This is a genomic window from Cryobacterium shii, from assembly GCF_004402595.1.
Classification (GTDB): Bacteria; Actinomycetota; Actinomycetes; order Actinomycetales; family Microbacteriaceae; genus Cryobacterium; species Cryobacterium shii.
This window is the reverse complement of sequence record NZ_SOFY01000009.1, coordinates 56,258-69,863: the sequence shown is the minus strand read 5'-3', so window position 1 is coordinate 69,863 and position 13,606 is coordinate 56,258. Positions and strand designations below refer to the sequence as shown.

Annotated in this window: 13 protein-coding genes and 1 other RNA gene; 8 read left to right on the top strand and 6 right to left on the bottom strand. The window is 66.3% G+C overall.

Going from position 1 to position 13,606, the window contains the following annotated elements:
- The first annotated feature begins 81 nt into the window (after positions 1–81).
- From lipB to E3O49_RS01270, 3 genes are read left to right on the top strand one after another with little or no spacing between them, the layout of a single operon-like run.
- Positions 82–717 (top strand): lipoyl(octanoyl) transferase LipB, encoded by a 636-nt coding sequence (gene lipB / locus E3O49_RS01280; protein WP_134364889.1) that lies wholly within the window; start codon positions 82–84, stop codon positions 715–717.
- The gene (gene lipA / locus E3O49_RS01275; RefSeq protein WP_134364890.1) at positions 714–1,703 is read left to right on the top strand and encodes a lipoyl synthase; all 990 of its coding nucleotides are present in this window, start codon (positions 714–716) and stop codon (positions 1,701–1,703) included. The genes lipB and lipA overlap by 4 nt, the downstream gene beginning before the upstream one ends.
- A 47-nt stretch (positions 1,704–1,750) precedes the next feature.
- Positions 1,751–2,461, top strand: coding sequence for a DUF4191 domain-containing protein (locus tag E3O49_RS01270; protein ID WP_134364891.1), 711 nt, complete (start codon positions 1,751–1,753; stop codon positions 2,459–2,461).
- On the opposite strand, the gene E3O49_RS01265 is transcribed toward E3O49_RS01270, so the two are convergent.
- Complete coding sequence (locus E3O49_RS01265; protein ID WP_241975902.1) at positions 2,458–2,901, bottom strand: RDD family protein; 444 nt, start codon at positions 2,899–2,901, stop codon at positions 2,458–2,460. The two genes, E3O49_RS01270 and E3O49_RS01265, sit on opposite strands and share 4 nt — an antisense overlap.
- 161 nt (positions 2,902–3,062) lie before the next feature.
- On the opposite strand from E3O49_RS01265, the gene glnA reads away from it, so the two are divergent.
- Entirely contained in the window at positions 3,063–4,487 is a 1,425-nt protein-coding gene (gene glnA, locus E3O49_RS01260; RefSeq protein WP_134364892.1) for a type I glutamate--ammonia ligase, read from the top strand.
- Between the two features lie 76 nt (positions 4,488–4,563).
- Here the strand turns inward: glnA and E3O49_RS01255 are convergent, their stop codons facing one another.
- Together E3O49_RS01255 and E3O49_RS01250 are read right to left on the bottom strand one after the other, a co-directional pair.
- Entirely contained in the window at positions 4,564–7,599 is a 3,036-nt protein-coding gene (locus E3O49_RS01255; RefSeq protein WP_134364893.1) for a bifunctional [glutamine synthetase] adenylyltransferase/[glutamine synthetase]-adenylyl-L-tyrosine phosphorylase, read from the bottom strand.
- A 20-nt stretch (positions 7,600–7,619) separates the two neighbouring features.
- Positions 7,620–8,957 carry a glutamine synthetase family protein gene (locus E3O49_RS01250; RefSeq protein WP_134364894.1) on the bottom strand — a complete coding sequence of 446 codons (1,338 nt, stop codon included), beginning with the start codon at positions 8,955–8,957 and terminating at the stop codon, positions 7,620–7,622.
- Positions 8,958–9,057: 100 nt separating this feature from the next.
- Here E3O49_RS01250 and panB point away from each other — a divergent pair, with 100 nt between their 5' ends.
- Positions 9,058–9,930, top strand: coding sequence for a 3-methyl-2-oxobutanoate hydroxymethyltransferase (gene panB / locus E3O49_RS01245; RefSeq protein WP_134364895.1), 873 nt, complete (start codon positions 9,058–9,060; stop codon positions 9,928–9,930).
- Between the two features lie 15 nt (positions 9,931–9,945).
- Here panB and E3O49_RS01240 read toward each other — a convergent pair whose 3' ends face one another.
- Positions 9,946–10,134: an SPOR domain-containing protein gene (locus tag E3O49_RS01240; RefSeq protein ID WP_134364896.1), complete on the bottom strand. Its 189-nt coding sequence runs from the start codon at positions 10,132–10,134 to the stop codon at positions 9,946–9,948.
- Positions 10,135–10,145: 11 nt separating this feature from the next.
- Between E3O49_RS01240 and map the strand changes: the two genes are divergently transcribed.
- From map to E3O49_RS01225, 3 genes are read left to right on the top strand one after another with little or no spacing between them, the layout of a single operon-like run.
- The gene (gene map / locus E3O49_RS01235; RefSeq protein ID WP_134364897.1) at positions 10,146–11,012 is read left to right on the top strand and encodes a type I methionyl aminopeptidase; all 867 of its coding nucleotides are present in this window, start codon (positions 10,146–10,148) and stop codon (positions 11,010–11,012) included.
- Positions 11,013–11,028: 16 nt separating this feature from the next.
- Positions 11,029–11,793, top strand: a complete 765-nt coding sequence (ppgK, locus tag E3O49_RS01230; RefSeq protein WP_134402741.1) for a polyphosphate--glucose phosphotransferase — start codon at positions 11,029–11,031, stop codon at positions 11,791–11,793.
- A gap of 9 nt (positions 11,794–11,802) precedes the next feature.
- Positions 11,803–12,417: a YdeI/OmpD-associated family protein gene (locus E3O49_RS01225; RefSeq protein ID WP_134450874.1), complete on the top strand. Its 615-nt coding sequence runs from the start codon at positions 11,803–11,805 to the stop codon at positions 12,415–12,417.
- 5 nt (positions 12,418–12,422) lie between these two features.
- Here E3O49_RS01225 and rnpB read toward each other — a convergent pair.
- Positions 12,423–12,801, bottom strand: an RNA gene (gene rnpB, locus E3O49_RS01220) — RNase P RNA component class A.
- A 44-nt stretch (positions 12,802–12,845) separates the two neighbouring features.
- Positions 12,846–13,583 (bottom strand): zinc ribbon domain-containing protein, encoded by a 738-nt coding sequence (locus E3O49_RS01215; RefSeq protein ID WP_134364900.1) that lies wholly within the window; start codon positions 13,581–13,583, stop codon positions 12,846–12,848.
- Positions 13,584–13,606: the final 23 nt, after the last annotated feature.

Genomic DNA, 13,606 nt, shown 5'->3' with positions numbered 1-13,606 from the left:
CCGGCGGCGCACCGGGCGGACCCCGGAGCGCAACCAGGTCCCGGCCGGTGTGGGGAGGACAAGCTGGCCTAGACTGGTCGCATGCTCGACTTTGTCGTCGCGGGGCTAAGCGCCAACTCCGTGCCGTATGTTGAGGGCCTAGAGCTCCAACGCGCAGTCCATCGTTCCGTCGTCTCCGGGGTGAGGCCGGACACCGTCATCTTCCTCGAACATCCCTCCGTGTACACCGCCGGCAAACGCACCGCTCCGGAGGAACGGCCCACGAACGGAACCCCCGTCATCGATGCTGACCGCGGCGGGAAGATCACCTGGCACGGCCCCGGGCAACTCGTGGGCTATCCGATCATGCGTCTTGCGGAGCCGGTCGACGTCGTCGGCTACGTGCGCCGACTCGAGGGAATTCTGATCGACGTCCTCTCCGACTTCGGCGTCGACGGCCGCCGGGTGGCGGGACGGTCCGGCGTCTGGGTCGGCCCCGATGGGCAGGAAGACAAGATCGCAGCCATCGGAATCCGAGTCGCGGAAGGAGTGACCATGCACGGCTTCGCCCTCAACTGCAGCAACTCGCTCGAGCCGTACAGCCGCATCATCGCCTGCGGCATCAAAGATGCCGGCATCACCACCATGTCACGAGTCCTCGGCCGCGAGGTGTCGACCTCGCAACTGGTCGCCCCCCTCACTGCCCGGTTCCAGGCGGAGCTGGCGGCGGCATCATGACCGCGGCACCTGAGGGGCGGAAGATGCTCCGCCTCGAGATCCGTAACATGGAAACGCCGATCGAGCGCAAGCCCGCCTGGATCAAGACGGTCGCCAAGATGGGACCCGAGTACCGCAAACTCCAGGACCTGGTCAAAGGCGAGAACCTGCACACCGTCTGCCAGGAGGCGGGCTGCCCGAACATCTTCGAGTGCTGGGAAGACCGTGAGGCCACGTTCCTGATCGGCGGATCGCAGTGCACGCGGCGCTGCGACTTCTGCCAGATCGACACCGGAAAACCCGCGGACTACGACACCGACGAGCCTCGCCGGGTGGCGGAATCCGTCGTCAAGATGAACCTCCGGTACGCGACCGTCACCGGCGTCGCCCGGGACGACCTTGCCGACGAGGGCTCCTGGCTCTACGCCGAGACCATCCGGAAGATCCATGCCCAAAGCCCGGGCACGGGGGTGGAAATCCTCGTCCCGGATTTCTCGGGGAACCCCGAATTCCTCGGTGAGGTCTTCTCCGCCCGGCCCGAAGTCTTCGGGCACAACGTGGAAACGGTCCCCCGGATCTTCAAGCGCATCCGCCCGGCCTTCCGCTACGACCGGTCGCTCGACGTTCTCAGCCAGGGCCGGAACGCCGGTCTGATCACCAAATCCAACCTCATCCTCGGCATGGGCGAGGAACGTCAGGAGATCAGCCAGGCACTACAGGACCTGCACGATGCAGGCACAGACATCGTCACGATCACGCAGTACCTGCGGCCGACTTCCCGCCACCTCCCCGTGGCGCGCTGGGTGAAGCCGGAGGAATTCGTTGAGCTGAAACAGGAGGCGGAGGCCATCGGCTTTCTCGGAGTTCTGTCCGGCCCCCTGGTCCGATCCTCCTACCGCGCCGGACGGCTCTGGGCCCAGTCGATGGTGGCGACCGGGCGCGAAGTCCCCCCGCAGCTTCGTCAGCTGGCGGATGCGTCCCTGGGCTTCGCGCAGGCCGTCTCATGACCTGGAAACGGTCACGATCCGAGCGAGTGACTCGGTAGTCTTGACCCATGGCACGCAGCAAGGACAAGACTCCCAAACCCCCCAAACAGCCTGGCCGCTTGAAGCAAATGTGGCAGGTGTTCCAGATGACGCGACGGTACGACTCGAAAATCGTGCTCCTCATGATCGCCTCGTTCGTGATCCCGGTCGCGATCAGCCTCGTCCTGGGATTCCTCCTGTCGCCCGGCAACGTGCTGACGATCATCCTCTGGGTGATCGCGGGGATCCTGGCCGGAGTCCTGGCAATGCTCATCATCCTGGGACGCCGGGCCGAGAAGGCGGCGTACTCGCAGATCGAGGGTCAGCCCGGCGCGGTCGGCGCTGTCCTGCGCTCCTCGCTGAAGCGCGGCTGGGTGGGCAGCGAGATGCCCGTCGCCGTCAACGGGAAGACCCAGGATGCCGTCTACCGGGCCGTCGGGCGTGGTGGAGTCGTCCTGATCAGCGAAGGACCGCGCACCCGCACGGCCCGGATGCTCGAAGAAGAACGCCGCATGGTCACGCGACTGGGCGGCAGCATCGCCGTCACCGTGATCTCGGTTGGACCTGACGCCGACGCCGTGCCGCTGCACAAGCTCGCCCGTCGCCTGACCAAAATCAAGCCGACCCTGACCAAGGCCGAAGTCCTCGCCGTGAACAACCGCCTCACTTCGATGACGAAGAAGCTGCCGATCCCCAAGGGTGTCGACCCGATGAAGGCGCGTCCGCAGCGCGGAAACTAGCTGCGAATCAGTACGGTGCCTGCCACCTTGTCGTGAAACCCGCGTTGGTCGGAGTCCCAGACCAGCGCAGGAAAGGCGAGGCCGAGCAGCACGGCACGAACGACCGGGCGCCAGAGCCCGACCCAGCCTCCGCGCAGCGAAACCACCCGGAGCCCCACGAGACGGTGTCCGATGCTTCCGCCGAGGGTCGGGATGAATACGATCTGCAAGGCCACGAAGACTCCGGTGACGACGAATCCGTTGTAGTCCAGGAACGTGTAGTCGAAGAGCGCGAACGCGGCGGCCATGGCCAGGACCTGGTCGATCGCGAGGGCTGCGATCCTTCGTCCCACCCGGCCGACCGACTGGCTGCCCTGGTCGGGCAAGCCCAGGCGCTCCCCCGGCCATTTGCTGGGAGGAAGCTGTCCGAAAGGGATCGATTTCGAGGAGGCTGCAGACACGCGATGAGTCTACCGACCAGCCTCGGCTGTAACATGTGTGAAACATAAGCGTCACTGCCGGGTAATCCCATCCCACTAGCCTCAATTGAGCCGCAGTGCGCGACTTTTTCAGAGATCAACTGTTCAGAGATCAACGCCCACGTCGTTTGGAGTAAAACCGCATGTTCCGCGATTCGTCAGAAGTGCTCAAATTCATCAAGGATACCGACGTCAAGTTCCTTGACATTCGTTTCACCGATTTGCCGGGTGTGCAGCAGCACTTCAACATCCCCGCGTCGACCGTCGATGAGGAGTTCTTCACGGTCGGCCAGATGTTCGATGGTTCCTCGATCCGCGGTTTCGCGTCGATCCACGAATCCGACATGCAGCTGATCCCCGACGTCACCACCGCCTACATCGACGCGTTCCGCACCGAGCGCACGCTCATCATGCTGTTCGACATCTACAACCCGCGCAACGGTGAGATCTACTCCAAGGACCCCCGCCAGGTCGCCAAGAAAGCCGAGAAGTACCTCGCCTCGACCGGCATCGCCGACACCGCCTTCTTCGCTCCCGAAGCCGAGTTCTACATCTTCGACGACGTGCGTTACGAAGTGAACCAGCACTCCAGCTTCTACTCCGTCGACTCCAGTGAAGGCGCCTGGAACTCGGGCAAGAAAGAAGTGGGCGGAAACCTCGCCAACAAGACGCCGTTCAAGGGCGGCTATTTCCCGGTCAGCCCCGTCGACCAGCACGCCGACCTCCGCGACGACATCTGCCTCAAGCTGATCGACGCCGGCCTCATCCTCGAGCGCAGCCACCACGAGGTGGGCACCGGCGGCCAGGGCGAGATCAACTACCGCTTCGACACCATGGTGCACGCGGCCGACGATTTGCTCAAGTTCAAGTACATCGTCAAGAACACCTCGGCCGAGTGGGGCAAGACCGCCACCTTCATGCCGAAGCCGCTGTTCGGCGACAACGGATCCGGCATGCACACCCACCAGTCCCTCTGGGCCGACGGCAAGCCGCTCTTCTACGACGAGGCCGGCTACGGCGGGCTGTCCGACGTGGCCCGCTGGTACATCGGCGGCCTGCTCAAGCACGCCCCGGCAGTGCTCGCCTTCACGAACCCGAGCGTGAATTCCTACCACCGCCTGGTCCCGGGCTTCGAAGCTCCGGTCAACCTGGTCTACTCGGCCGGAAACCGCTCCGCGTCGATCCGGATCCCGATCACCGGCACCAACCCGAAGGCCAAGCGCATCGAATTCCGCGCTCCGGATGCCTCGGGCAACCCGTACCTCGCCTTCGCCGCCCAGCTGATGGCCGGCCTGGACGGGATCAAGAACCGGATCGAACCGCACGAGCCGGTCGACAAGGACCTCTACGAGCTGCCGCCCGAAGAAGCGAAGAACATCCCGCAGGTTCCCGCTTCCCTCGAAGAGGCCCTCGTGGCCCTCGAGAACGACCACGACTTCCTGCTCGCCGGAAACGTGTTCACTCCCGAACTGATTGAAACCTGGATCGGCTACAAGCGGGAGATGGAAATCAAGCCGCTCGCCCAGCGCCCGCACCCGTTCGAGTTCGAGCTCTACTACGGCGTCTAAAACGCAGAACCGCCCGCAACCTGAAAGGACCGCACCCCCTCGGGGATGCGGTCCTTTCAGGTTCCGGGCCCGGCGCTCAGCCGCCGAAGGGGCCGGCCCGCTCCGCGGGCCCGTAGAACCTGCGCTCGAATACGGCGCGGGCCCGCCGCGTCAGGGACAGATACTCCTCTTCGAGCTGGTTGGCGGAGCCCGGCGGGTACTGCATCACCCGGGCGACCCCCTCGAGCTGAGCCCGGTCAGTCGGCAGCACATCGGACGTCTTGTTGGTCCACAGGGTGATGGCGGACCTGCATCGGGACGCGAACTTCCACGCCACCGTCAATGTCTCGGCATCCGCGTCGCTGACCAGGTCGGCGTCGGCCGCGGCGCGAAGGGCACCCAGCGTCGATGTCGTGCGCAACGCCGGGATGGCCGCCGCATGCTGCAGCTGCAGCAGCTGCACGAACCACTCCACGTCGCTCAGTGAGCCGCGTCCGAGTTTCAGGTGCCGGTTGGGGTCCGCCCCCTGGGGCAGCCTCTCGCTCTCCACCCGCGCCTTGATTCGCTTGACTTCCCGGACAGCCTGTTCGCTGATCGCGGCGGGATACCGGACCGAGTCGGCCACCGTCTCGAAGTCGGCGAGCAGCCGCGAATCGCCCGCCACTCCCCTGCCCCGGAGCAGAGCCTGCGCCTCCCAGGTGAGCGACCAACGGCGGTAGTACGCCTCGTAGGATTCGAGGGAGCGGGCCACGGAGCCGTTCTTGCCCTCCGGGCGCAGCCCGAGGTCGAGATCGAGGGGCAGCCGGTTGTCGTCGGTCAGCCGGGCCAATTCGCGCACGATGAACTTCGCCCGGTCGTGCGCGGCCTCGCCGGTCAGGGTCCCGGGCCGGAAGACGTACATCACGTCGGCGTCCGATCCGAAGCCCAGTTCGGCCCCGCCGAATCGTCCCATCCCGATCACGGCGAATTCGATCCCGTCAGCGGCCGACCCCTCCGGCGCGCCCCCCAGGGGCGTGCCCCGGATGGCGGCGAGAACCCCCTGGATGATGGTGGCGGTCACGTCGGTGAGTCCGGTCGCGAGGGCCTCGATACTGATCTGGCCCAGGACGGCCGAGGAAGCCAGTCGCAACATCTCCCGGCGCCGGGCCGTGCGCAGGATGGACGCGGCGGCATCGGGGCTCTCATGCCGGGCCAGCACGGCGCGCGCCTCCTCGTGGAGGGTCGCCACACTACGGGGGCGCAGGTCGTCTTCGTCCTCCAGCCAGGCCACCGACTCGGGGATCGTCTCGAGCAGCTCCCCGACGAACCGTGACGAGGACAACACCCGGGTCAGGCGTTCGGCCGCCCCGGACGAGTCGCGCAGCATACGCAGGAACCAGTAGGTCGTGCCGAGGCTGTCGCTCAAGCGGCGGAAGGCCAGCAGACCGTAATCCGGGTCGGCGCCCTCCGAGAACCACTGCAGCAGAACGGGCAGCAGATGCCGCTGGATCGCCGCCCGGCGGGACACACCGCCGGTGAGAGCGGCGATGTGGGCCAGGGCGCCCGCGGTGTTGCGGAAGCCGATGGCCGCCAGCCGGGCTTCAGCCTGCGCACTGGTCAGGTTGAGACCGTCGGCCGGGAGCGCGGCCACGGCGGAGAGCAATGGGCGGTAGAACAGTCGTTCGTGCAGTCCCCGGACTCGATGCTTGACCTGGGCCCACCGGTCGGTGAGCTGTGCGGCGTTCGGTGCGAGACCCGTGGCCCGGGCCAGCACGCGCAGACTCGCCTCATCGCGGGGCACGAGATGGGTGCGGCGCAACTTCTCCAGCTGCAGCCGATGTTCCATCAGGCGCAGGATCCGGTAGTCCTGCGCGAACTCGGCCGCCTCAGCCCGTCCCACGTAGCCGCTGTCCACCAGCGCCGTCAGAGCGGGGAGGGTTCCGGCCTGACGCACGTCCGGGTCGGTCTGCCCGTGCACCAGCTGCAGCAACTGCACGGTGAACTCAATATCGCGCAGTCCTCCGGGGCCGAGCTTGAGTTGCACGGCAACTTCGTCGTCCGGGATGTTCTTTGTCACCCGTTCACGCATCCGCTGCACGGAATCGACGAAGTTCTCCCGGCTGGCGCTGGTCCACACCTTCGGGGCCACCGCCTCGACGTAACGGCCGCCGAGGCCGAGATCGCCCGCCAGCGGGCGAGCCTTGAGCAGCGCCTGGAATTCCCAGCTCTTGGCCCACCGGTCGTAGTACGCCAGGTGAGACTCGAGGGAGCGGACGAGTGCTCCGGATTTTCCTTCCGGACGGAGGTTCGGGTCTACCTCCCAGAGTTCGGGCTCGAGCGACGGCTGGTTCAGGCCCCGCATCACGAGGATGGCGAGCCGGGTGGCGATGTCGACGGCCCGCGGCGACTCCAGCCCCGCCTCGGGGTCACCCTCAGCGACGAAGATCACGTCCACATCGCTCACGTAGTTCAGTTCGCCGGCTCCGGCCTTGCCCATGCCGATGATGGCCAGCCGGGTGGCCCGAACCTCGTCCGCCGGGAACACGCCGCGGGCGGGGGCGAGACCGCTGGACATGCTGCGCGCGACGGCCAGGGACGCTTCCAGGGCGGCAGCCGCGAGGTCGGCGAGGGTGCGTGCGATCCCGTCGAGCCCCGCGACGGGATCGGCCTGCTCCAGGTCGAAGGCGGCCAACTCGGCCAGCCGGCGGCGGTAGCGAACCCGCAGCGCCACCCACCCGTCGTCGTCGACGAGGGTGGCGAAGCCATCATGGCTGCCGACGGAGTCCAGCAGGTCGGCGGTCAGTTCGGACGCACCCGGCAACCTCGCCAGGGGCCTGGCGAGGACCGCGAGCTCCTCCGGGCGTCGCAGGAAGAACTCAGCCAGGCCGCTCGAGGCCCCGAGGACGCGCACCAGCCTCAACGCCGAGTCGGCGTGGCCGAGGATGGCATGCGACTCGTCCGGCGACTGGCGCAGGAGCTCGACCAGGGAACCGAGGGCGGCGTCCGGGTTCGCTGTCCTGGTCAGAAGGGGCAGCAGCACTGTCGGCTCCGGACCGCCCAGTTCGCCTACCTCCATGAGCCGCAGGCGCACCTCGCTCAGCTCGACGAAACCCACCCGAGCAAGCTCGGTGAGAGTGAGTATTTCCCGCGCCATGAGTTCCGTTCCCGGGGCGGCTAGAGCATCTCGAGGTTCTTGTCGAGCTCGAACGGGGTCACCTGGGAGCGGTATTCCTTCCACTCCTGGCGCTTGTTGAGCAACACGTAGTTGAAGACGTGCTCTCCGAGCGTTTCGGCGACGAGCTCGGACTCCTCCATGAACTGGATCGCGTGGTCAAGGCTGGCGGGCAATTGACGATAACCCAGCGCGCGACGCTCGGTGTCGCTGAGCCCCCAGACGTTGTCCTCGGCCTCGGGAGGCAACTCGTAGCCCTCCTCGATACCCTTGAGGCCGGCGGCCAGCATCAGCGAATACGCCAGGTACGGGTTCGCGGCCGAGTCGATGGCGCGGTACTCGACGCGGGCGCTCTGGCCCTTGTTGGGCTTGTACAACGGAACCCTGATCAGGGCGGAACGGTTGTTGTGCCCCCAGCAGACGAAACTGGGAGCTTCGTCGCCGCCCCACAGCCGTTTGTAGGAATTGACGAACTGGTTCGTCACCGCGGTGATCTCCGGGGCGTGCTTGAGCAGTCCGGCAATGAACTGACGGCCGGTCTTGGAGAGCTGGTACTGCGCACCGGCCTCGTAGAACGCGTTGGTGTCGCCCTCGAACAGGGACAGGTGCGTGTGCATACCCGATCCGGGGTGCTCCGACATGGGCTTGGGCATGAACGTGGCGTACACGCCCTGCTCGATGGCGACTTCCTTGATCACGGTGCGGAAGGTCATGATGTTGTCGGCCGTCGTGAGGGCATCCGCGTAGCGCAGGTCGATCTCGTTCTGACCGGGACCCGCCTCGTGGTGGCTGAACTCCACCGAGATGCCGAGGTCTTCGAGCATCCGCACCGACCGGCGACGGAAGTCGTGGGCTGTGCCGCCGGGGACGTTGTCGAAGTAGCCGGCCGAATCCACCGGGACCGGTCCGTTCTTGCCGTACTTCGACGACTTGAGCAGGTAGAACTCGATCTCGGGATGCGTGTAGAAGGTGAATCCGCGATCGGCGGCCTTCGCCAGGGTCCGCTTGAGCACGTTTCGCGGGTCGGCGACCGCCGGCTGACCGTCGGGAGTCATGATGTCGCAGAACATGCGGGCGGTGGGATCGATCTCACCACGCCAGGGCAGGATCTGGAAGGTGGTGGGGTCGGGATGAGCGAGCACGTCCGCCTCGAACGAGCGGGTGAGGCCTTCGATGGCGGAGCCGTCAAAACCGAGGCCCTCAGCGAAGGCACCCTCCACCTCGGCAGGCGCGATGGCCACCGATTTGAGTGTGCCGACAACGTCCGTGAACCAGAGTCGGATGAACTTGATGCCCCGCTCCTCGATGGTCCGGAGAACGAAGTCGCGCTGCTTGTCCATTCACGCCCTTTCTTGTTGTTACCTAGGCTACTGGCTGGCGCCGAAACTCGGGCGAAACTGGGCGCCAGTCGGCGGATTACACCCTGACTACACTGGACCCATGCCAGAGTCGACCGTTCCCGAAGTGCCCGCCGCCGCCCGCGAGCTGAACCCGTTCGCGCCCGTGCCGCCCGGGCCCAAGCGGGTGCGCACCCGCCATTTTCACAATGCCAAACAGCAGGGCATCCCGATCACCGGGCTGACCAGCTATGACATGCTCACCGCCCAGATCTTCGACCAGGCCGGGATCGACTTCCTGCTCGTCGGGGACTCGGCCGGCAACAACGTGTTCGGCTACGAGAGCACCCTGCCCGTCACCGTCGACGAGCTGATCCCCCTCACCCGGGCCGTCTCGCGGGCGGTCACCCGAGCCCTCGTCATCGCCGACATGCCATTCGGATCGTATGAGACCGGCCAATCCGAGGCTCTGCACACGGCCGTGCGCTTCATGAAAGAGGCGCAGGCCCATGCGGTCAAGCTCGAGGGCGGCGTGCGCAGTCGCAAGCAGATCAAACGCATCGTGACGTCGGGGATTCCCGTGATGGGTCACATCGGCTTCACCCCGCAGAGCGAGCACGGGCTGGGCGGCCACATCATTCAGGGGCGGGGCGCGGCCGCCGACCAGCTGATCGAGGACGCTCTCGCGGTGCAGGATGCCGGCGCCTTCGCCGTTGTGCTCGAAATGGTGCCGGCTACGGTGGCCGCACTGGTGACCGCCCGGCTCGAGATCCCCACCATCGGGGTCGGCGCGGGCCCGGACGTCGACGGACAATTGATGGTCTGGACTGATTTCGCGGGCCTTACCGAGGGCCGCGTGCCCCGGTTCGTGCGCCAGTACGCGAACATGCGCAGCGTGCTGACGGATGCTGTGCACCAGTTCAAGGAAGACGTCGACTCCGGCGCCTATCCCGGCCCCGAGCACAGCTACGAGTAGGGCCGGTCAGCGGTCCTAGCGGTCGTTTGCCGCTTCTTCCTCGGCCCATTTGGCGCTGTTCGCGCGCAGTTTCTCCAGCGCGTGAGCGGCCTCGTCACGTGTTGCGAACGGCCCGACGCGCTCCTTGGAGGTGGACTGCATACCCTCCTCGACCGCTCCCGTGCGCATGTTGTACCAGAACTGGTGTTCAGTGTCTTCGGACATAAGCTGATCCTATGCCTAAGGATTCTGCCGGTCACCTGTTGCCGGGAACGGTCTCCCCGTTCCGCCCCGTTCCGCGCCACATCCCACGACCGGAGTACGTCGGCCGTGAGATGCCGGCGCCGTTCACCGGATCGGACGTGTACTCTCCGGACAAGATCGAGCTGATCCGCGAATCGGGCCGGATCGCGGCGCAGGCGATCGAAGCCGTGGGACGGGCCGTCCGCCCGGGCGTCACGACGGACGAACTCGACCGGATCGGCCACGACTTCATCATCCAACACGACGCCTACCCGTCGACCCTGGGCTACCGCGGCTACCCCAAGTCGCTGTGCAGTTCGGTGAACGAGGTGATCTGCCATGGCATCCCCGACGACACCGTTCTCGAGAACGGGGACATCGTAAACATCGACATCACTGCCTTCAAGAACGGGGTGCACGGCGACACGAACGTCACGTTCATCGTCGGCGAGGCCGGCGACGAGGTGAGGCTGCTGGTCGAGCGTACCCGGGAGGCCCTCGCCCGGGGCATCAAGGCCGTCGCACCGGGCAGGCAGGTCAACGTCATCGGTCGCACGATCGAGTCCTATGCGAAGCGTTTCAACTATGGCGTGGTGCGCGACTTCACCGGCCACGGGGTCGGAGAGTCCTTCCACTCCGGGCTGATCATCCCGCACTACGACTCCGCCCCCGTTTACGACACCGTGATGGAGGTCGGCATGGTCTTCACGATCGAACCGATGCTCACCCTCGGCGGATCCGACTGGGACATGTGGGCCGACGACTGGACCGTGACGACGAAAGACAAGAGCATCACGGCCCAGTTCGAACACACCCTCGTCGTGACCGAGCACGGCGCCGAAATTCTCACCCTCCCGTAAACGGTAGGTTTTGACTATGAGTTCAACCACGGCCATCGGCATTGATATTGGCGGCACCGGAATCAAGGGAGCGGTGGTCGACCTGGTCACCGGTCAATTTCTGTCCGATCGGGTGAAACTCCCCACCCCCAAGGGGGGACGCCCGGTGGACATCGTCGAGTCCACGCGCGCCCTCCTCGCCACGGTCTCCTCCGTGGCGGGCGCCTCCGCACTGCCGGTCGGGATCTGCTTCCCCGCCATCGTGAAGAACGGGCACACCATGTCCGCCGCCAATGTCTCGGACAAGTGGATCGGCCTCGCCGCCGAGAAGCTGTTCCAGAAGAGCCTGGGGCAGCCGATCCACTTCGTCAACGACGCCGATGCCGCGGGGTACGCGGAATCCGAGTTCGGCGCGGCCAAGGGCGTGCGGGGAGTGGTCCTGATGACCACCCTCGGCACCGGGATCGGAACGGCCCTGATCAACGACGGCGTGCTCGTGCCGAACACCGAGCTCGGTCACCTCCAGATCGACGGCGTCGACCACGAGACGCGCGCGGCATTCTCTGCCAAGGAGCGCGAACACCTGAGCTGGGATAAGTGGGCCTCCCGCCTGCAGAAGTACTACTCGACCCTGGAGGCCCTGTTCTCCCCCGACCTGTTCATCGTCGGCGGCGGCGTGTCCAAGCACCATCAGGACTTCCTGCCGCTTCTGAAGCTGAAGACCCCGATCATCCCGGCCGTCCACCGCAACAATGCCGGAATCCTGGGGGCAGCTGCCCTCGCCGTCAAGAACCTGAACTGACCCGTCCACATGGCGCCGCCACTCACTGACCTCCCGGTCCTTGAGCCGGCCGACCGCCAGGAATGGCGGGCCTGGCTCCAGACCCACCATGCAGAGAGCCGCGGCGTGTGGCTGGCCATCGGGAAGAAGGGAAACTCCGTCACCGAGCTCTCCTACGAGGCTGCGGTGGAAGAGGCCCTGTGCTTCGGCTGGATTGACAGTGTGGTCAATCGCCTCGGTGGCGACCGGTACAAACAGCTAATGACGCCCCGCAAGCGGGGAAGCGCCTGGGCGCCCAGCAACAGGGAACGGTGGGGCCGCCTGGTGGCGCAGGGACGGGTCGCCCCGGCCGGCCGTGCAGCCGTTGAGGCCGCGCAGGCAGACGGGTCGTGGACCCTCCTATACGAGGTGGAGGCGCTCATCGTACCGCCCGACCTCGCACAGGCACTTGCCGCGAATGAGGAGGCCAGCAGCTCGCTCGCTGCTCTTGCTCCGCCGACGCGCAAGCAGATCTTGTACTGGGTTGCCAGCGCCAAACGGCCGGCGACGCGTGCCAGACGAGTCGAGGAGGCGGTCGCGGCCGCGGCGGAGAACCGCCCGGTCCGGACGGACCAATGGCCACCTGACCGTCGCGAACCGTCGTGAGTGAAGGAATGGGCCGGCTGTTACGCCGGGTTCTGTCCCGGTGCGCGAAGCACCTTGGACGGCCATCTATCTCGGGACTACGTTGCCGCAGCCCTCCAGCGGTCTACCCGGAAACTCGGCGAGCCGCCTTGGCGTTTCCTGTCTGACCTTGCTCCGGACGAGGTTTACCTAGCCGACCAGGTCACCCTGGCCTCTGGTGGTCTCTTACACCACCGTTTCACCCTTACCTCCGGCCGAGGCCGGCGGCGGTCTACTTTCTGTGGCACTGTCTCGCGGGTTGCCCCGGGTGGGTGTTACCCACCATCCTGCTCTGTGGAGCCCGGACGTTCCTCGGCACCCGCACCCCCGAAGGGAAGCGGATGACGCGACCGTCTTGCCGACCCATTCCACTGTCCAGAATACAGGCCGCGGGCGGAGCCTCACTCCACCTAGATACCCGATTCCTCCGTGCGCACCAGAATCGCGCCGCAGTCCGGGCAGAAGAGCACGTCGTCGGCCGGTGCGGACCGCACGGCATCCAGGTCGCTGCCGGTCAGCGTCATCGTGCACCCGCTGCAGGTGCGGGCCCGGAGCAGGGCCGCGGCGTTCCCGCGCCCGGCCACGAAGCGCTTCTGGTAGAGCGCGGCGAGGTATTCGGTGACGCCGCCGGCGATGGCTGCCCGGTCGCGACGCAGCTCGCCGAGCTGCCGGTTCAGGTCAGCAAGGCTGAGGTCCCGCGCCACTTCGGCGTCGCGCATCCGGCCCAGGATGGCATCGCGCTCGGCCTCGACTGCGGCAGCGGCGCCCTCACGCTCTTCGAGGCGTTCCATGACCGCGATCTCGATCTCCTCGAGCGCCAGAAGCCGCTTACGGAGCGCGGCGAGCTCGGTCTCCAGTGCCTGGACGTCTTTCACCGAAGACGTGTGCTGCACCCGGTCGGCGTCCCTGGCTATGCGCTTCTCGACCACGTCGACATCGGACTCGATCCGGTTCAGTTCGAGCCGGACGTCTTCGACCTCGCCCGAGCGGGTGCTCAGAGTCATCCGGATCGTGTCGGCCTGCGCGCCGAGTTCCCGGAGCCGTGCAAGCTCCGGCAGGGCCTTCGTCTGGTGCTCGACCTGCTGGAGCCTGATGTCGAGGGCCTGAAGCCGGAGAAGCTCCTTCTGTTCAACTGGAGATGCCTTCACGATGTCCTGACCTTTACGAGTAT